General features: G+C 73.0%; 16 protein-coding genes. 11 read left to right on the top strand and 5 right to left on the bottom strand.

Annotated features, from left to right (window positions below; genetic code table 11):
- Window positions 1–52 precede the first annotated feature (52 nt).
- On the bottom strand, window positions 53–1,954 hold the full coding sequence (locus tag WMF36_RS06210; RefSeq protein ID WP_437578681.1) for a protein kinase domain-containing protein: 1,902 nt from the start codon (window positions 1,952–1,954) through the stop codon (window positions 53–55).
- Between the two features lie 189 nt (window positions 1,955–2,143).
- Between WMF36_RS06210 and WMF36_RS06205 the strand changes: the two genes are divergently transcribed.
- Window positions 2,144–3,904, top strand: a complete 1,761-nt coding sequence (locus WMF36_RS06205; protein WP_437578680.1) for an ABC transporter permease — start codon at window positions 2,144–2,146, stop codon at window positions 3,902–3,904.
- A gap of 75 nt (window positions 3,905–3,979) precedes the next feature.
- Here WMF36_RS06205 and WMF36_RS06200 read toward each other — a convergent pair whose 3' ends face one another.
- From WMF36_RS06200 to WMF36_RS06185, 4 genes are all read right to left on the bottom strand, one after another.
- Window positions 3,980–5,134 (bottom strand): hypothetical protein, encoded by a 1,155-nt coding sequence (locus WMF36_RS06200; RefSeq protein ID WP_437578679.1) that lies wholly within the window; start codon window positions 5,132–5,134, stop codon window positions 3,980–3,982.
- A 52-nt stretch (window positions 5,135–5,186) separates the two neighbouring features.
- On the bottom strand, window positions 5,187–7,070 hold the full coding sequence (locus tag WMF36_RS06195; protein ID WP_437578678.1) for a 4Fe-4S binding protein: 1,884 nt from the start codon (window positions 7,068–7,070) through the stop codon (window positions 5,187–5,189).
- Between the two features lie 5 nt (window positions 7,071–7,075).
- The gene (locus tag WMF36_RS06190) at window positions 7,076–8,068 is read right to left on the bottom strand and encodes a DUF362 domain-containing protein (protein WP_437578677.1); all 993 of its coding nucleotides are present in this window, start codon (window positions 8,066–8,068) and stop codon (window positions 7,076–7,078) included.
- Window positions 8,069–8,180: 112 nt separating this feature from the next.
- On the bottom strand, window positions 8,181–9,971 hold the full coding sequence (locus tag WMF36_RS06185) for a protein kinase domain-containing protein (RefSeq protein WP_437578676.1): 1,791 nt from the start codon (window positions 9,969–9,971) through the stop codon (window positions 8,181–8,183).
- A 311-nt stretch (window positions 9,972–10,282) separates the two neighbouring features.
- Here WMF36_RS06185 and WMF36_RS06180 point away from each other — a divergent pair, with 311 nt between their 5' ends.
- The 10 genes from WMF36_RS06180 (at window position 10,283) to WMF36_RS06135 (ending at window position 18,569) form a co-directional block, all read left to right on the top strand.
- A complete protein-coding gene (locus tag WMF36_RS06180) occupies window positions 10,283–10,639 on the top strand; it encodes a DUF4398 domain-containing protein (protein ID WP_437578675.1) in 357 nt (118 codons plus the stop codon).
- A gap of 8 nt (window positions 10,640–10,647) precedes the next feature.
- Complete coding sequence (locus tag WMF36_RS06175; protein WP_437487232.1) at window positions 10,648–10,983, top strand: hypothetical protein; 336 nt, start codon at window positions 10,648–10,650, stop codon at window positions 10,981–10,983.
- 228 nt (window positions 10,984–11,211) lie between these two features.
- The gene (locus tag WMF36_RS06170) at window positions 11,212–11,646 is read left to right on the top strand and encodes a universal stress protein (protein ID WP_437578674.1); all 435 of its coding nucleotides are present in this window, start codon (window positions 11,212–11,214) and stop codon (window positions 11,644–11,646) included.
- A gap of 119 nt (window positions 11,647–11,765) precedes the next feature.
- On the top strand, window positions 11,766–12,323 hold the full coding sequence (locus WMF36_RS06165; RefSeq protein WP_437578673.1) for a CDP-alcohol phosphatidyltransferase family protein: 558 nt from the start codon (window positions 11,766–11,768) through the stop codon (window positions 12,321–12,323).
- 197 nt (window positions 12,324–12,520) lie between these two features.
- On the top strand, window positions 12,521–13,339 hold the full coding sequence (locus WMF36_RS06160; RefSeq protein ID WP_437578672.1) for a hypothetical protein: 819 nt from the start codon (window positions 12,521–12,523) through the stop codon (window positions 13,337–13,339).
- A gap of 590 nt (window positions 13,340–13,929) precedes the next feature.
- Window positions 13,930–14,889, top strand: coding sequence for a DUF4349 domain-containing protein (locus WMF36_RS06155; protein WP_437578671.1), 960 nt, complete (start codon window positions 13,930–13,932; stop codon window positions 14,887–14,889).
- Window positions 14,890–14,903: 14 nt separating this feature from the next.
- Window positions 14,904–15,386, top strand: coding sequence for a serine/threonine protein kinase (locus WMF36_RS06150; RefSeq protein ID WP_437578670.1), 483 nt, complete (start codon window positions 14,904–14,906; stop codon window positions 15,384–15,386).
- A 98-nt stretch (window positions 15,387–15,484) separates the two neighbouring features.
- The gene (locus WMF36_RS06145) at window positions 15,485–16,291 is read left to right on the top strand and encodes a hypothetical protein (protein WP_437578669.1); all 807 of its coding nucleotides are present in this window, start codon (window positions 15,485–15,487) and stop codon (window positions 16,289–16,291) included.
- Entirely contained in the window at window positions 16,288–17,634 is a 1,347-nt protein-coding gene (locus tag WMF36_RS06140) for a hypothetical protein (RefSeq protein ID WP_437578668.1), read from the top strand. Before WMF36_RS06145 ends, WMF36_RS06140 begins: the two co-directional genes overlap by 4 nt.
- Window positions 17,635–17,687: 53 nt before the next feature.
- Window positions 17,688–18,569, top strand: coding sequence for a hypothetical protein (locus WMF36_RS06135; RefSeq protein ID WP_437578667.1), 882 nt, complete (start codon window positions 17,688–17,690; stop codon window positions 18,567–18,569).
- Window positions 18,570–18,660: the final 91 nt, after the last annotated feature.

Below are 18,660 nucleotides of genomic sequence, written 5' to 3'. Positions count from 1 at the left end.
CCCCGCGACTTATCACGGCGTCCGCAGAGCGGGGCCTGCGCCGAGCGGCCGCTCACTTCTTCTGGTTCGCCCAGGGGTCCCGGACGTCCGAGCCCTTCGGAGGCCGGACCGGCGTCGGCGTCGGCCGGAAGGGCCTCACCCTCGTGCCGCCCTTCTCGTCGACCTCGACGAGCTTCACGAGCTTGCTCTGCTCGGTCCCGTCGAGCACGACCGTGCTGGGGACGAACCCCTCGGCCCGGATGTCGATCGTGACCGTCTGCCCCTGCTCCACGTCGATGCTTGCGGGCAGCTTCATCTCCACGCCGTTGCGGTAGCCGACCGCCGTCTCCGGCACGGCGGCCAGCGCGACCACCGTCTTCTGGATGGCGGGCGGCGGCTCGGGGGCCGGCGGCCTGGCCGCGGGCACCTCGACCGGCGGCTTCTGCACCACCTGCGGACCGCTGTCCCTGGCGGACCCGCTCGCGCCGATGACGAAGATGGCGGTCACGATCCCCACCGCGGCCGCCGCGCCGGCGACCCACACGTAGCGGGGCCACGGCGAGCGCGGCGGCGACGGCGGCGTCGCGGGGACGATCACCTTCGACGTCTTGAAGTAGTCGTGCGGCACGTTGAAGCCGCCCGAGCGCGCCATCATCTCCGCGACCGCGCCCGGCACGCCCCCGCCCCTCACGCGCTCGAGGTCCTCGTGGAGCTCGATCATCGTCTGGTAGCGCGACTCCGGCTTCTTGGAGAGGCACTTCAGGATCACCGCCTCGAGCCCCGGGGGGCAATCGGGGCCGCCGACGAGCGCGCGGATGGGGACCGGCGCCTTGTACATGTGCTGCGTCAGGATCCCCATGAAGTTGTCGGCGTTGAACGGCAGCTGCCGGCTCACGAGCTCATAGAGCATCACGCCGAGCGAGTAGATGTCGGTCCGGTGATCGATGGGCGCGCCGGCGGCCTGCTCGGGGGACATGTAGTGCGGCGTCCCGAACACCGCCCCGGCGCGCGTCAGCTTCGTCGTCGTGCTGGTCGACACCTTCGCGATCCCGAAGTCGAGGATCTTCACGAAGCTCGGATCGCTGCCGCGGGCCACCACGAAGACGTTGTCCGGCTTGAGATCGCGGTGAATGATGCCGGCGTCGTGCGCGGCGGCGAGGCCCGCGGACAGCTGCAGCGCGATGTGGCAGATGCGATCCATCGGCAGCTCGTTCGGCGAGTCGATGAGCTGCGCCAGGCTCACGCCTTCCAGGTACTCCATGACAAAGTACGTGGAGCCGTCCGGCAGGTCGCCGAAGTCGGAGATGTCGACGATGTGCGGGTTGCCGATGCTCGACGCGGAGCGGGCCTCCTGCACGAAGCGCTCGAAGATCTCGCGATCCCGCGCGAGCTCCGCGCGGAGCACCTTCACGGCGACGCGCTTGTCGATGACCTTGTGGCGGGCGAGGTAGACGAACCCCATCCCGCCCTCGCCGAGCAGCCGCTCGATCTTGTACCGGTGGTCGAAGGTCGTCCCGATGTACGGATCCTTGGCGCCGGGCGGCCGCCGCTCGCGCGGCTCGACCTCGTCCGGCGGCGGGATCTCCATGGACGGCTCCGCCTCGCTGATCGGGGCAGCGCTCGTTCTCCCGCTCATCTCATCGGCGTCGGGCTGGCTCTGCCGCCCGAACCGCGGGGTCTTCTGGCGCAGCGGCGGCGGCGCTCTGAAGCTCGGAGGCACCTCGCTCGCCGGCCCCTCGACCCAGCCCGACCTGGAGGGCCTCGACGAGGGGCGGAGCTCGACCTCCACGGGCACGTCGTCGTCGCCTGCGCCCTCGGGCTCCGCGGACGGCGCGAACGCGGTGCCGACGCCGGACGAGCGAGCTCCGCCCGCCGCGCCGCTGGGGCGTGACGCCGGTGCCTCATCGTGCGCGCCTGCCTCGTCGTCGAAAACTCTGCTGCGCGCGGTGTGGTGCTCGTTTTTGGTGGCGCTCATGAAAGGCTCGCGGGCAGAGGTGCACGCCACATGCCGGCATCTGCGGCAGGGTCGGATTCTAGCAGGCGTTCGGTCCGGGAAGCGAGATCATGCGGACGCTGCCCGCGAAAGCCCGCGTGGGCGCGGGCGCCGTCGATCCCCGCGGCCCGGCGTGCCGCGCGCGCCGCGTTCTGCTAGGAGGGCACCGCGATGAGCGACCCCGCCCGGCTCAACTCCATCATCACCGTGCTCGTCGTAGCCGTCGCGGCGGTTGGCCTGGCGCTCGCTCTGTTCTATCTGCTCGGGAAGCTGCTCTGGAAGGACCGCTTCGCGCTCGGCGTCTCGCTGCGGTATCTCGGCTCCAAGAAGCGAGCGTTCATCTCGGTTGGCACCACGTTCGCGATCCTCGGGGTCGCGCTCGGGGTCGCGGCGCTCGCGACCGTGATGAGCGTGACCGGGGGTTTTCAGGCGGAGTTTCGCGAGAAGGTCCTGGGCGTCAACGCGCACGTCCTGGTGATCAAGTACTCCACGGACTTCCGTGAGTACCGCTCGATCATGGATCAGGTCGCCAAGGTGCCTGGTGTCGTCGGTGTGGCGCCATTCAGCATCAACCCCATGATGCTGACGCACGGCGACGCGACGGCGACGGGCGTCCTCGTGAAGGGGGTGGACCCGGCGAAGAGCCTCGGCGTTGGGGCGGAGGGCGCCACGCCCGTGCTCGACTTGCCGCGCCACATCCTCCCGGGCGGCGATCTCACCGGGCTGCGGCGCCCAGGCGCGAAGCCTCCGGAGCGCGCGGCGCCGCCGTCCCTGCCTGACGTTCCTTCCCTGGAGAAGGGCGCGGGTTCGCGCGGCGCGCTCGAGCCCGACGCGGGCGGGGAGCTCGATCTGTTGAAGGCGTACGAGGCGCGCATCCTGGAGGACGAGCGCGCCGCTGCCGCGCGGGACGCCGGCGCCGAGCCCACCCTTCAGCCGGCCGACCTCGACGTTGCCGCGCTCGACGTCGCCACGGAGACCGGTGCCGAGGAAGCCGAGCTCGCGGTGGACGAGGGGGCCCCGCGGGGCTCGATCGAGCCGCAGGGCGGCTACGGCAGCGTGCTCCCCGAGGACGACGAGCTGCCGCCCGAGGTGGATCCGGACCCCTGCGCCGACAAGGAGCAGATCGCGAGGATGCCAGGCATCGTGATCGGCGCTGCGCTGGCGAAGAACCTGTCCCTCGACATCGGCCAGTGCGTCACCGTCACCTCGCCCACGATCGGCTTCTCGATCTCGAACGGCGCGATCAAGCCGCCGGTCGCCAAGCGATTCCGGGTCATCGCGATCTTCGAGGCCGGCTTCGAGCAGTACGACACCAAGCTGGCGTACGCCGATCTCTACGAGACGCAGGCGTTTTACGATCATGGCGACACGGTGACGGGCGTCGAGATGAAGGTCGATGACATCGACAACGCCAGCACCATCGCGCGTGAGATCAGCCAGCTCCTCAGCAACGGGCTTTATTACACGATGGACTGGGAGGAGCTGAACCACGGGCTCTTCACCGCGCTGCGCATCCAGCAGATCGGCATGAGCGCGGTGCTCGCGCTCATCATCGTGGTCGCCGCCTTCACGGTCATCGCGACGCTGATCATGGTGGTGCTCGACAAGAAGAAGGAGATCGCCGTCCTCAAGGCGATGGGCGCGACCGACGGCTCCATCCTGCGCATCTTCCTCTACCAGGGTGGGATCATCGGCGTCGGCGGCACCACGCTGGGGCTGCTGCTCGGCGTGGCGGTGTGCAAGGGCCTCCTGGTCTACGGTTTCCCGCTCGATCCGAAGGTCTATTTCATCTCCCGTCTCCCCGTGCAGGCGCGCCCGCAGGAGTTCCTGATCACCGGCGGCATCGCCATCCTGATCTGCCTCGCCGCGACGATCGTGCCGAGCCTGTACGCCGCGCGCCTCCGTCCTGCCGAAGGCTTCCGCGCGCAGTGAGCTTCCCCGGCTCCGTCCGACCGTAGGCCCGCGGGGGGGCAGCTCGCCGAACCCCGACGGCTGGCTCCCCGCCCCCTACCGTCGCGTGGCCGAGTAGAGCCTCTGCCGCCGGTCCACCATGTTCAGGTCGGACGCCAGATAGAGCGTGCACTCGTCTGGCGAGAGCGACGGCGTCATGACGGCGATCTCCGGCTTGAGGCCCGACAGCAGCATCTTGGCCTTCTGCCCCTCCACGGGCAGCCCGTCGGCCCCGAGCTCCACGTAGAAGCTCCGCAGCACCGACGCCTGCGCGCAATCGCCGCGCGCGCTGTAGGGCGCCTGGAAGAACAGCACGCCCCCGTCGGGCGTCACCCACGGGGCGAGGTCGTCGCCCTTCGCCGGGCAATCGCCGGGCAGGACGATGTCGAGCACCTGCACCTCCGAGGCCTCGGCGAGCTTCGTGACGAGCCGGCTCGTGGTCCCACCCGCGTCCTGGTGCTTGTTCATGAACCAGTACCGGTAGGGCCGAACGCCGTGGGCCACCGCCACGGAGTAGCTCCCCCCGTCCAGGTAGAGCGCGTCGAACGCGTCCGCGTGGGTCGCCTCGAGCGCGTCCGCGACGAACAGCGATGGCAGGCTGCCCGGCCCGGCGAGCAAGCGATCGAAGAGCAGCGAGCCCCGAGGGAGGCCGTCGCGCGGCGACAGCGCGTCCACGGGCAGGAGGAGCGGGCCCGACTCCGAGTCCGTGGAGTTGACCGAGGCGCTCGCCACCACCTCGCCCGCCGTCCAGGGCCGCCCGGTGGCCGTGGCGATCTGCGTGTCGTCCGAGCCGAAGGCGGCCACGTAGACGAGCCGCTGCGTCGCCTCGCCCTCGTCCCCCGGCTCCTCGCGCACGCGCGGGAACGCGGGCGCCGTCCCCTCGACCTCGATCGCCATCGGCGTACCGAACGACAGCGCCCTGCTGCGGCCTGCGCAGCGCACGCACGTCTCGCTCGCCGTGCAGAACTCCCCCTCCTTGCACGCCGCGCAGCCGCCCTCGCCGCCCCCTCCCGCCGACGAGGACGACGACGTCGCGGAGGCCCCCCCGCCCCCCCCGCCCCCGTCGCCACCGGCGCCGCCGTCGCCGCCGCCCCCCGCGTTCGACGACGTGGACGCGGCGGGCGCGTCGGCCGCCGTGAACGGCTCGCCGCAGCCGGACAGGGCCCACATCGCGGCCAGCGAGAAGGTTCCGTAGAAGCGAAGCGTGCGCACCCGAGCTGCCTCCTACCGTGATCCCGCCGCGCGGAGCAGGCGCGCGGCCGGGTCAAGACGGCTTGTTGTAATCCGTGTCCTCAAGAAGGATGACGTTCGTCTTCGAGCGGGTCTCGCCGACGCTCGTGACGTAGACCGCGGGCTTGTCCTGCACCGGACAGACCTTCTCGCACGCGCCGCAGCCGATGCAGAGCGCCGGATCGACGTGCGGGCGCTGCACGTGGACCATCTTCATCAGCGGCTCCTTGCCGTGCTCCGCGGCCACCGGCTCGCGCTTCGGGATGTCGACCTCCTCGACCCAGATCGCCTTGGGCGACGTCGGGCAGAACTCCTCGCAGACGATGCACGGCACGCTCATCGACCACGGCAGGCAGCGCCCCTGGTCGTAGAACGCCGTGCCGATCGAGATCGGCTTCTGGCCGACCCCCATCTTCTGCTCCTCGGTGATCTTCTGGATCGCGCCGGTCGGGCAGACGTCGCCGCAGAGGACGCAGGAGTGCTCGCAGTACCCGATGCGCGGGATGACGATCGGCGTCCAGAGCCCCTCGATGCCCGCCTCGAAGAACGCGGGGTGGATCGCGTTGTTGGGGCAGACCTTCATGCACTCGGCGCACCGGATGCAGCGCTCCAGGAACTCGCGCTCCTCGACCGAGCCCGGCGGCCGGATGACGCGGTGGTCGTAGTTCGCGTCGAGCACGTCGGCGATGCGCGCCGTCGGGATGATCACCGCGCCGGCGGCGGCGGTCGCGAGGGCGGTGCGGCGGCCCGTGTCGGGCGTCACGAGGGCGCTCTTCCGGTTCGGGAGGAAGCGGAACTTGATGACGTCCTCGGGGCAGGCGTTCTCGCAGTTGAGGCACATGTGGCACTCGTCCTGCCGCCACTTCACGCCGCCCTGGGGCGAGTCGGCGCCCTGGCAGTGCACGAGGCACAGGTTGCAGTCGGTGCACTTCGCGTGATCCTTCTCCATCCCGAAGAGCGCGAAGCGCGCGAACACCCCGAGGAAGGCGCCGAGCGGGCAGAGCACCCGGCACCAGAAGCGCGGGATGAAGCGGTTCATGAAGAGGATCCCGACGAACAGGATCCCGACGAACCACGCGTGGTGGAAGTAGAACTGCTTCGTCTGCCACACGCTCGCGGCCAGGAAATCCTGCGTGTGGTCCGCGACGAGCTGCACCGGCCGGCTCCCGGTCTCGGCCGCGGAGCCGGTCACCACGGCGATGACATACTGCGCCGCCGGGATGACGGCGAGGCCGATCGCCCGGACCGCCACGCAGATCGGATCGAACAGCCCACCGATCACGCTGCCCGCCATGCTCGCCGCGAGGAACGCGTACATCAGGTAGTACTTCACCCGCTGCCGCGCGTACGTCTTGTTCGACTCGACGCGCTTGCCGCCCTTCCCGTAGCGCGACGGGAAGATCCACCCGAAGAAGTGGTGGAGGGTGCCGAACGGGCAGATCCAGCCGCAGAACACGCGCCCGACGACGAGCGTCAGCGCCAGGATCCCGACCGACCAGAGCAGACCGCGGTAGACGGTGTGCGTCGAGAGCAGGGTCATCGCGCCGACGAACGGATCGGCGAGGAGGAAGCCCTCGACGGGCAGCGGCAGGCGGACGCGCGCCTCGGACGAGGCGAACGAGCCGCGGAAGCCGGTCTGGAACAGGAAGTAGAGGAACAGCCCGAGGCAGCCGGCCTGCACGGCGCGGCGCACCCAGACGAGCACCTGGATCGTCTTGCGCGCCGGCAGCCCCGAGCCGGCCCGGCGCTTTGGGCCGGGCCGGACGAGCGCGCCGGCCCTGCGCAGCAGCGCGGCCCAGGGGGCCCCACGCGCGGGCGCAGCGGGGGGCGTCGTGCCGTCGGGGCTCGCCTTCGCGGTCGCCGCGGTCGCCGCGTCACGGTGCGCCGGCCCGGCCGGCGTCGGATCGGAATTTGCCATGGGTGCTACACCTCGGCGAGCCGCAGGTTTTGCCAGTGCATCGTGCCCAGGCCCCGCTCGTGGCCCATCTTGAGGTACGGGATCTCCTCGGGCTTGCGGCCGATGAGCTGGCACCCGTACGCGTCGGCGGCGACCTGGTCGGTCGTCGCGATGATCGTGTGCATGTCCTTCGCGTCGGCGACGTTCCCGCCCTGCGGCCCGTTGCGCATGAGGACGCGGATGGCGTCCACGATCGTGAGCGTGGGCTGGATGAACGTCGCCAGATCGGCGATCGACACGTCGATGTTCTGGTGGAGGCGGTTGCGCCGGCCACCGAGCGCCCCGTACCAGTTCTTCATCGCGGCGGTGTACTTCGACAGGTTGTGATGCTTCGCGATGGGGACGTTGATGACCTTGTCCGCGTTGACGAGCGGCGTGTAGACGGGCCAGTCGTCGAGCACCTCGCCCTTCAGGCGCATGCCGCGGAAGCGGTGCGCGGCGGGGATGACGACCTCGGCGCCGACGTCGTAGGCGGCCTTCCAGATGCCGGAGCGCTGGAAGCAGCGGTTCGGCTCGTTGCACGAGGCGTCGGTGACGATGACGCTCTTGGCGCCGGCGTCGTAGGCGAGGCGCACCACCTCGGCCACGACCTTGGGGTTCGTGTTGGCGGCGTGGATGGGCGTGCGATCCCAGCCGATGTTCGGCTTCACGACCACGACGTCGCCGCGCGAGATGAAGCGGCGCATCCCGCCGAGCGCGTCGACCGCCTTGCGGACCAGGGCGGCGGGATCCGGCGCGCCCCCGGCGAGCGCCTCGGCGCCGGCGCGGGCGATCACGAGCTCTGGCAGCCCGGCGGGCGCGTCGCGGAGCCGGTAGTCCCGCGTTTGCTGGCGCTCCGCGGCGGTGGCGGTGCTGCCGCCGCGGTCCCACCGGGCCGCCCCGACTCCGGCCGCGCCCCCGAGAACGAGGCCTGCTGCGCCCAGCCGACGCAGCACTTCACGTCGAGAGATGTCACTCATGGCCCTCGCCTCCCTGGCCTTACGGATAGCCCTCCCGGGCGGTCGCCACAAGCAGAGGCGGCCTGGCGGCGACGACGCGGGCCGCCGTTCAGCGCCTTTCCAGCGGCGGCGCTCAGGGAGGGGCGGCGGGGGGAGGAGCGGCGGGGGACGGTGTCGAGGCCGCCGGGGTCGCCGGCGTCGCCGGCGCGCCCGCGGCGGGGGAACCGCCTGTGCTCGCCGGCGGCGGCGGCAGCTGGGGCAGCGCGCCGCTCGCGGCGGGCGCCGCCGGCGTCCCCGGCGAGGGCGGCGTGTCGTAGGGCTCGGCCGCCTCGTCCCTCAGGCGGTCGCGCTCGGCGATGCAGCTGGCGCGCTCCGCGTCGCAGGCGGCGCGCTGCTGCGTGGCGGCGGCGAGCTCGGCGGCGCGCTGCTCGGCGAGCGCCCTGACCTCATCGCGCTCGGTGGTGAGCGCCGCGCGCGCCTTCTCGGCCTCGGCGAGCCGCTCGCGGTCCGCCATGGCGGCCTTCTCCGCGGCCGCGGCGCTGTCCTCACAGGTCTTGAGGCGCGCCGCGTGGGTCGCGTGCAGCGACTGGATCTGGCGGGCGTGCTCCGCGTCGGTCATGGAGCCGCTCTGCTGGAGGGTGGCCAGCGTCTCGTTGAAGTCCGCGCGATCCTGCTCGCGGCCGGAGCGGCACGTGTTCGCCTCGGCCGCTGCGATCTGGTGGGACGCGACGCAGGTATCGAGCTGGTCGAACGACTCGGCCCCCTTCTGGCGGGCGCGCTCGAGCTCGTTGGCGAGCCGCAGGGTCTCGCGCTTCGAGAAGCCGAGCAGCACCACCGCGCAGCCGACGAGGGTCATCGCGCCGGCCGCGATGCGCACGCGCAGGTAGGACGTCTTCTGCTTGATCCGCAGCTGCTCGGCCTCGCGCTCGGCCTCGCGCTCCGGCTCGAGCAGCACGTCGAGCTCCTCGGCGAGCTGGGTCATCGACGGGCGCTCGTTCGGGTCGATCGCGAGCCATCGCCGGAGCGCCTCCTGGAACATCTGGCGCGGGCGTCCGGTGAGGTCGGGCAGCGCGTTGTCGGCGAGCGGCTTGTCGGCGCGGACGTCGTGGGACGCGATGAGCTCGGTGCGGGTCTGCGCGGACTCACCCGGGAAGTCCCGCGGGTTCACGAGCGCGTAGAGGAGGGTCGTGGCGAGCCCGTACGTGTCCATCTTCTCGGTCAGCGGAACGACGCCGGGGAAGCCGTTCAGCGCGCGGATCTGCTCGGGCGAGGCGTAGAGCGCCGTGCCTGCGCAGAAGGAGGCCTCGCGCTCCGCGGCCACGCCGAGGTCGAGCAGGATCGGGTGGACGCGGCCGGCGAACCTGGCGAGAAAGATGTTGTCCGGCTTGACGTCCTGGTGCCGGAGCCCTGCGGCGTGGAGCGCGTCGAGCCCGCGCGCGACGGGGAGGAAGTAGTCGTAGGCCTCGCGCAGGCTGAGGGGGCTGCGCTCGAGGCGCTGCGCGAGGGTCTCCCCCTCGTAGACGGGCATGGTGAGCCACACGTAATCGGCGGTCATGCCGTGGTCCTTCAGCTGGACGACGTGCGGGTGGCCGACGGTGGCGAGCATGACGAGCTCGCGCTCCACGTTGCGCATCGCGTACAGCGAGCGGGGCATGAGCTTGAGGGCGACCTGGTGCTCGGGGACGTCGACGCGCTGGGCGACGTAGACCTTGCCGAACATGCCCTTCCCGAGGAGGCGTCCGAGGCGATAGAGCCCGCCGACGATCTGGCCCACGTCGGGGAGGATCGAGGGGCCGCGGCTGCTCGTTCCGGGGTCGTCGGTGCCGCCGCGCGACGAGGAGCGCACCAGGCTCGACGGGTCCGCCACCGTGACGGCGAACGCGTGGACGATCGTGGTGCGGAGGTTCGGATCGACGAGCGACACGGCGGCTGCCAGGGTAGCGGAAGCGGCGAGCGCGGAGAAAAAAGCCGGCGAAGGGGAGACGGCGGGCGCCCGAAGTTTATTCGCCGAGCCTGGCGAAAGCGGAAGGTCCCGCGCCGCCTCGCGCGCGGTGACGTGTCCATGGGAGCCAGCGGCACGGTTCCGCCAGAATCACGCCACGGAACGCCCCCACCATAGCGAGAAGCTCACGCGCACGGGGGCGTACTGGCCTGTTCGATGCATTGCCCTGTCCCGGGCGCGCCGCCGGGAGCAACCGTTGCACTGGCGCGCCGCGAGGTCGGGAATCCACGCAAATGCTCGCCAGAACCGCGCTCGTGATCGCCTGTCTGGAGCTCGCCGGGTGCGCCGCCATCCGCCCGCCGGCGTCACCGCCCGAGCTCGCCCGCGCCGAGGCGGCGATCGGCGAGGCAGAGCGGGAGGGCGCGAGCGCGGACCGGCGCGCGGCCATGCACCTCGCGCTGGCGCGGAGCGAGCTCGCCCAGGCGAGGCGGCGGATGTCGGTGGGTGACCGGGAAGGCGCCCGCTGGCTGCTGCGGAGGGCCGAGGTCGACGCGGAGCTCTCGACGCTCATCGTGAGGGAGGCGGGGCTGCGCGACGCCGCGGACCGCACGCTGGACCAGGCGAGCACGATCGCCGAGCGGGCGGAGTAGGAGGCCGCGTGCGCGCCGGAGCCCCGCTCGCGATGGCCCTCTCGCTCGCCGGATGCGCGAGGAGCGCGGCCGCCCCCCCTCCCGAGCTCCTCGCGGCGCGCGCGGCCGTCGTGCAGGCGCAGGAGAGCCCGCTCTCGCCGCTCGCGATCGCCGAGCTGAGGCGGGCCGAGGAGGCGCTCGCGGTCGCCGAGCGCGAGGAGCGCGAGCGCCCGCGCTCGGCGACCGCGAGCGACGCCGCCTACGTCGCGCGGCGGCGGGCGCAGTGCTCGCTGCTCTCGTCGCTCGTGCGCGCGAACCAGAGCGCGCTCGAGCGCGCACGGCGTACCGCCGCGCGAAAGCCGTAGACGCTCCGGGGACGCGCCGCCGGAACCGCGGCGGATCGCGGCGACCACCGCCGCGCGCGGCGTACCGCCCCGGGCGTCAGCGCCCGCCCGACGGCGCAGTTTGTCCTGGGATCGACCGATGTTTGGATCCAAGATGCGCGCGACACGCCTCCGCTGGCGGCGAAAGCGTCCCGGGGGGGGCGGGCAACGATCGAAGGGACGCCCGGTCCCGCGTGCGAGGAGAGCGCGATGAAGGAAGCCGCGAACGTGATACTGGTCCCCGTCGACTTCGAGGCGGCCTCGATGAAGGCCGTCGAGCTCGCGAAGGACCTCGGCGCAAGGCTCGGGCACAAGGTCGTGCTGCTGCACGTCTACCAGCTCCCGGTCTACACGTACCCCGGGCTCGAACCGGCGCTGATGCCCGGGTTCCACGCCGAGGTGAGCGCCGCCGCCTCGCGCGCGGTCCAGCAGCTCTCGGCGCAGACAGGGGGGCTGCAGACGGCGCTGCGCGAGGGCGATCCGGCGACCGAGATCCTGGCTGCCGCCGAGGAGCAGCGGACGGCGATGATCGTCATGGGAACGCACGGCCGCCGCGGGCTCTCGCACCTCTTCCTCGGGAGCGTCGCCGAGCAGGTGATCCGCAAGAGCAGCGTCCCCGTGCTCACCGTGCGCGTGGCCAGCTGATCCCGCGCGAGCGTCTCGTCTAGGGCGCGCCGGCGGCTGCCGGCGCGGGCGCTGCGGGCTTGATCGCGCTCGACGTGGGCCAGGACCCCCCGGCCTCTGCGACGCATGGAGTTCCTCGCATGTCGACCCTGTCTGCGCGCGAGCTTGTGCTCCCGCCGAACCTCATGAGCCTGGCCCGGCTGCCGCTCGCGGTGCTGTTCCCGTTCGTGGCCACGCGGCCCGCGCTCGCTCTCAGCGTCCTCTGCTGCGCGGGGCTCACCGACGTGCTGGACGGCTGGCTGGCCCGCCGCTCGGGTCAGGTGACCCGCACCGGGGCGATCGTCGACCCGATCGCGGACAAGGTGTTCGTGCTGGCCGTGGTCGGCACGCTCCTCCAGGGCGGCGTGCTCCCTCTCTGGGGCATCCCGGCGCTGCTCGCCCGCGAGCTCCTCGAGCTGCCGCTCGCGCTCTGGATCGCGGTGAGCCGCCGCTTCCGCGGCGCGCGCCTCTCGACCGCGAGCGCCAACATCCCGGGCAAGCTCGCCACGGCGGTGCAGTTCGCGGCGGTCTTCAGCGCGATCGCGCTCCCCGCGGCGCTCCCCGCCATGCTCGCCGCGGCGGCTCTCGCGGGCGCGGCGGCGGGCGTCTCGTACTGGGCGCGCCAGCTGCGCCGCGATCCCGACCCCGGCGCGGCGTAGACCCCGCCCAAGGAGGAGCCCGACGCGCGGGGCGGCTCGTGACGCCGCCGGAGGAACGACCTGTGCGCGATCACGACGGGCGCGGTGATCCCCACGCAACGGAGCACGATCGCGACGGCCGCACGGGCGGCCAGGCGGTTGCGGCGAGGTCTGCCGGAACCGAGATTCCGGGCACCCCTTGGAAAGGAGGGTATCTCATGGGTTATCGCAATCTCAGCCCCCAGGCGATGGTCAACATCTCGGGCCCATGGCTCGATCCGGAGCAGGATCGGAAGGTCTTCACGTCGCTGCCGCTGCTCGCGCCGCTCGTGCCCGCGGTCGAGGAGGCGCACGACCGGCTCCTGACCACGCAGCGGCTCGGCTCCAGCCTGCAGCAGCAGGCGAAGGCGCTCATGGAGACGGCCATTTCGCTCGACGCGACGCACGACCGCAAGCTCCGCGGGACGTACAACTACCTCGGCGCGCTCGCCGAGATCACCGACGACCCCGCGCTCGCGGCGGCGCTCCTCGACCTGCGCGATCGGCTCGCGCCGGCGGGGCTCAAGGCCATCTCGCGGAGCTACGGCGATCAGGCGGGCGACGCCAAGCTGCTCCGGTCCCGGCTCGACGAGGCCTCGGAGAAGCTGCTCAGGAAGCTGAAGACGCCCGAGGGGCCGCTCGCGCAGGTCGTGGACGCTTGGGTCGCGGCCGCGCTCGATCTCCAGAAGGTGGAAGCGCAGCGCGAGCAGCTCGCGCTGCGCGCCCAGTCGAGCACCGACGGGGCGACGCCGCGCGACGCGGTGAACGCCCGCAACGCCTGGATCCGCGTGGTCCGGGCCGTCGAGACGAACCTCGCCCTCGAGAAGGCGGCGACCGCCGAGATCGAAGGCCGCCTCCTCGACCGGCTCCGCCGCGAGTCCGCCCGGGCCGACCGGCGTGGGCGCAAAGCCGGCGCGGAGGGCGCGGACGAGCCCGCGCCGATCGATAACGTCGCGCCGCCCGCCAGCGACGACGATGACGCCTTCGACGGCGCCTGAACCCGGCGCTCCTCCCCCCTCCGCCACGACAAGCCCCCCCGCGCCAGGGCGCGTGATGCAGGGCCCCCTGCTCCAGCTGGCGCGCTACGCCGCACCAACGTAAGTATTCTTTCTTCTACTACCGCCCGCCGGCCGACACGCGGCGGTCTACTGGCGGGGAGCATGCGGCGGACGGCGGTCGCGGTAAGACGTCTTACGCCCAGGTGGTGCCAGGCGGAGAGCGCGAGCAAGCTGGCTTACGTAGATGTGCTGCCAGGCGGCGCTCGCCGCCAGTTGATTTGCGCCGAAGCCCCGCTGGGAGGCGCTCGCCGCCGGTTGATTTGCGCCGAGGCCCCGCCGGGAGGCGCTCGCCGCCAGTTGATTTGCGCCGAGGCCCCGCTGGGAGGCGCTCGCCGCCAGTTGATTTGCGCCGAGGCCCCGCCGGGAGGCGCTCGCCGCCAGCTGGTTTGCGCCGAGGCCCCGCCGGGAGGCGCTCGCCGCCAGTTGATCTGCGCCGAGGCCCCGCCGGGAGGCGCTCGCCGCCAAGCGGTGTAAGGTCGATCGAGGCAGCGCGTTCTGCGCCTGTCACCGGCTCCACGCTCCGAGGAACCATGCGAAGAACGCTGCCCTCCTGGGCTCTCCTTGCCTTGCTCGCAGGCCCTGCCGCCTGCGCATCCAGCCGCTCCACCGAGGGCTACGCCGCGAGCGCGCCGATGTACGCGGGGGGCGCGCCGATGTCCGTGGCGACGCAGGCTCCGGCCCCGCCATCGCCGCAGGATCCGATCACGGGGATGGAGCTGCCCAGCGTCGTGAGGACCAGCGAGGCGTCGAGCGAGGAGTCGGTCGACCTCGACGCGTCGGCGAGCACGGTCGCGCTCGCCAAGGCGGCGCCGCCGTCGCCCGGGCCCGGGCGCGCTGCGCAGCCCGCGGCCGCCCGGCCCGCGCCGACGAGCCCTGCGCCGCAGCCCGCGGCGACGCCGGCCGGCGCTGCCGCGCAGGGCGCGCACCAGGGCGCCGCCGAGACGAGCGCAGCGCCTGCGCCCCTCCTCATCTACACGGCGCAGATCGCGATGGCGGTGTTCGAGGTGGGCGCGTCGCTCGGCAAGGTCGAGGCGCTCGCCCGGGACCTCGGTGGCTTCCTCGCCCGCCGCGACGACCGGACGATCACCATCCGCATCCCCGCCGCCCGCTTCGACGAGGCGCTGAAGCGCCTCGAGGGCCTCGGCGACATCCTCCAGCGCAACGTGGTCGCGGAGGACGTCACCGAGGAGTTCTTCGATCTCGGGATCCGCATCCGGAACGCGCGGGCCGTGCGCGATCGCCTGGAGAAGCTCCTCGAGAAGGCCGCCAAGGTCGAGGAGTCGATCCAGCTGGAGCGCGAGCTCGCGCGCGTCGCCGGCGAGCTCGAGCGCCTCGAGGGGCGCCTCAAGTTCCTGCGCGATCGGGTCGCGTTCTCGACCCTCACCGTCTCCTTCCAGTCGCGCTCGACGGAGACCATCACCCCGTCGGGCCCGCGGCTCCCGATCGACTGGCTCAACGAGCTCGGCCTCTCGCGGCTCCTCAACCTGTGACCGGGGCGCTTCCGATGATCCACTCCCTTCGCCACGCCTTCGTCCTCATCGCCTCGCTCGCCGCCGCCGCGGCGCCGCTCGGCTGCGGCCGGCCCTTCGTGCCCGCGACCCCGCCGGGCTTCGTCGACCTCGGGGATCGCTACGGCGACGACGAGTACCGCGCGACCACCGCCGAGGGGCTGGTGCTCGGGATCCGCGCCTTCGAGAACGAGCCGGAGGGCGATCTCGCGTTCTGGTCGCGCGTGGTCGAGAAGCGGCTACGCGAGGGCGGCGGCTACGCGCTGCTCGGCAAGGCCGACGTGAAGAGCCGGAACGGCCTGCCGGGCGTCCAGCTGCGCTTCGGGCACGACGAGGGCAAGGAGGCGCACCTCTATTACCTCGCCGTCTTCGTCAACGAAGATCGCGTCTTCCTCCACGAGGCAGGCGGCAGGAAGGAGCTGGTCGAGCGCCACAAGCAGCAGATCGACTGGGCCATCCGCAATTTCCTGCCGGACTGACGCGCGCGCGGCCCGCGTTCTCCGCGCGGCGTTCGCAGGCAGCGCGCGGACGGCCCGCCGCGCTTGCTCGCGGAGGCCCTGTTTGCTACCTGGCGGACGTGCGTTCCCGCCCCATGCTCTGCGACGCGCGGCGGCGCCGGTCGAGCCAAGCGCTGCTCCTCGCCCTCGCGGCCTCGCTCGGCAGCGGCGATGCCCTTGCGCACGGCGAAGGAGAGAGGCCGCTCGCCACGGTGCCCGCGCCGCCGCCCGGTGACGGCGCCAAGGTGGCGCAGATCCTCCACGAGGTCGAGGGGCGCGTCGCGACGGCGCCTTCACCCGCCGCCGACGAGAAGGCCGCTGGAGGCGAGAAGGCCCCCGACGGCGAGAAGGCCCCCGACGGGGCGCCGCGCGACGAGCCGGCCCCGGCGAGAGGGCCGGCGAGGAGCGACGCGAAGGTCGTGGGCGAGCCGGTGGCGCAGGCGAAGCAGGCGCTCCAGCGCGCGCACGGCGCGCGCGCGGCGGGCGACGCGACGAACGCGCGGCGGCTCGACGCGGTGGCCCTCGAGTGGGCGGAAACAGCGAAGACGCTGCTGCGGGCCGCCGCGGCGGAGGCAGCGGCGGTGGAGGCGGCGAAGCGGGCGCGCGAGGTCGAGACGAAGCTCGAGCGGGCACGCGCGCTGCTCGAGGAGACGCAGGCGCGGCGTGGCCGCGCCGCGGCGGAGCTCGATCGGATCGAGGCCGAGGCGCGCGAGGCGACCAGGGCGGCGAGCAGCGTGGAAGCGCAGCGGATCGAGGCCGGCAAGAAGGCGACTGGCAGGGGGGCGACGCCGGGGACGCCGGCGGCTCAACGGCCGCCCGCCGCCGCGAAGGGCAGCGGGAACGCGGGCAAGACGGCGGCTCCGGCGAGCAAGGAGGCAACGCCTTGAGCGCGCGCCGCCTCGCAACCGTCGCCGTCGCGGGGGTGCTCCTCGGCGCGTGCGCGCCGATTCCGCGGCCCGTGGTGCTCGATGAGCTCGATCACGTCCGCGCCGGGGCGGCCGCAGCCGAGTCGAAGCGGTACGCGCCGGGCGCGTTCGCCCGGGCGGAGAAGCTCCGTGGCGACGCGCTCGCCGCGCTCGACAACAAGGATCAATCCGGGGCGCAGATCCTCGGCGAGCAGGCGGTCGCCGCGCACGCGCACGCGCACGCGCTGTCGCGGGTGGCCCGGGCCGAGGCGGCCGAGACCGAGGCGAAGGCGCAGAGCTCGGCCGGCGAGGCGTCCCTCGCGGGCCTCGAGGCCGAGCAGGCGCGCGTCGCGGCCGAGGTCGACGCGCTCGACATGCGGATCAAGGTCGCGCGCGACGCGCAGCCCGTGGTCCCGTCGGGCAAGGCCGACGCGGATCGCGAGAAGGCGCGCCTCGCAGCGGCGCGCTCGCTCGCGCTCCAGGCCCGCCTCCTGTGCGGTGCAGCGCGCCTCCTGGCCGCGCCGGGGCCGCCGAGCGACACGCAGCCCGACAGCACGGAGCCCGGCGGCACGCAGCCCGCCAGCGCCGCGCAGCCCGCCAGCGCCGCGCAGCCCGCCAGCGCCGCGCAGCCCGCCAGCGCCGCGCAGCCCGCCAGCGCCGCGCAGCCCGCCAGCGCCGCGCAGCCCAGCAGCGCACAGCCCGGCCGCGGCAACCTTGCGGCGCAGATCGAGGAGGCGACCGCCGCGATCAAGAAGCTCGACGCAGATCTCGCCGAGGCCGGCGGCTCTGCCCGCGCCATCCCGGCGCCCATCGACCAGGCCTCCCGCGCGCGTGCAGGCTGCCTCGCCGTGCTGACCGCCGCGCGCCGCACCGCCACGCCGGTGACCCGCGCGCCCGGCGCCGGCGACGCGCTGCTCGCAGAGCTCTCGGCCGCGGGCACCTGGTCGCCCGTTCGCGACGATCGCGGCATCGCGGTCACGCTCCGGGGCCTGTTCGCCGGCAACGCCCTCACGAAGGCCGGCGAGGCGCGCCTCCGCGATCTCTCGCGGGTCGCCGCCGCGCACCCCTCGTTCCCCGTGGCCGTGGTCGTGCACACGGACCGGGACATCAGCGCCAGGGAAGAGCCCGCGTGGACCGCGCGGGCCGATGCCGTCGTCCGTGCCCTCGATCCGGCGCAGGGCGCGAACGCCGCAGGGGCCCCCGCGACCCCGCGGATCGCACCGTTCCTCGCGGGATCGGCGGCCCCGGTCGTCGACCCGGGCGGCAGCGAGCGCGCCCGCAACGCGCGGATCGAGATCGTCTTTGTAACCCCGGAAACCCTTTGAGGCGCGATGGTCCTGGCCGACGGAACACCGCTCCCCGTGGAGAGTCGTTCTCGATGATGCGCTCTTCAACCCTCGCCCGAAGCGAAAGCAAGCCCGTCGTGCTCACCTGTGCGCTGATCGCCGTCCTCGTGAGCGCGTGTCAGGAGGATGGCAAGACGTCACAGAAGCAGGCCACGGAGCTCTGCGCCAAGCTCGCTCCGGTCGTCGCGGAGGACGTCGGCCAGGTGCGGACGGGCCTCCCCGCGGGCTCGCAGAAGCTCGCGACGCTGGTGGACACCGACCCGGGCGCGAACTTGCTCGGGCTCCAGCGGGCGATCGCGGGCGCGCGCGCCTCGGTCAAGGAGCTCGAGTTCGCGAAGAGCACCTTCTTCTCGTTCGCCGATCCGAGCGGCACGGTGCTGCGCAGCGAGGCCGATCCGGACATGCTCGCCAACAGGTCCGTCCTGGCCTCGTTCCCCGAGCTCAGGAAGGTGCTGGCGCCGGGCAGCGGGCTGGTCGAGGCGTTCGGGGAGATGCAGGAGATGCGCGGCGTCAGGAATGGCCCCGATCTCCAGTGGGTCGCCGCGCATCCGGTCAAGGCGAGCGACGGCGAGCTCAAGGGCCTCTTCGTCACGGGCTGGTCGTTCCGCGCCTACGCGTACCGGCTGCAAGAGGCGGCCAAGCGGGAGATCGCCGAGATCGCCAAGCGCGACGGCTTGAAGGCGACGCCGCTGCTCTATGTCTTCGCGTGGAAGGGCGCGAAGGCGTACGGCGGACCGGTGACGCCCGATGTCAACACCGAGGCGCTCGAGAAGCTCGACCTGCCGGCGAAGACCGCCTCGGGTCCGTGGAGCGGGACGCTCGAGATCGCCGGGCGCACCTTCGGCACCGCGGCGCAGCGCACGCCGGAGCTCGCCGCCGACGCGGGCGTCGCCGCGCTCATCTCGACGCTCTGAGCGCGGGGCCCTGAGCGTCGACCCTCAGCGCCGAGACGAGCGCCGGCCCCCGGGCCGCCGCCTCGGCGCCGTGACAGCCGGCAGCGAGGCG

The organism is Sorangium sp. So ce887, from assembly GCF_051521455.1.
GTDB lineage: Bacteria > Myxococcota_A > Polyangia > Polyangiales > Polyangiaceae > Sorangium.
This window is presented reverse-complemented; position numbering and strand designations above follow the sequence as displayed.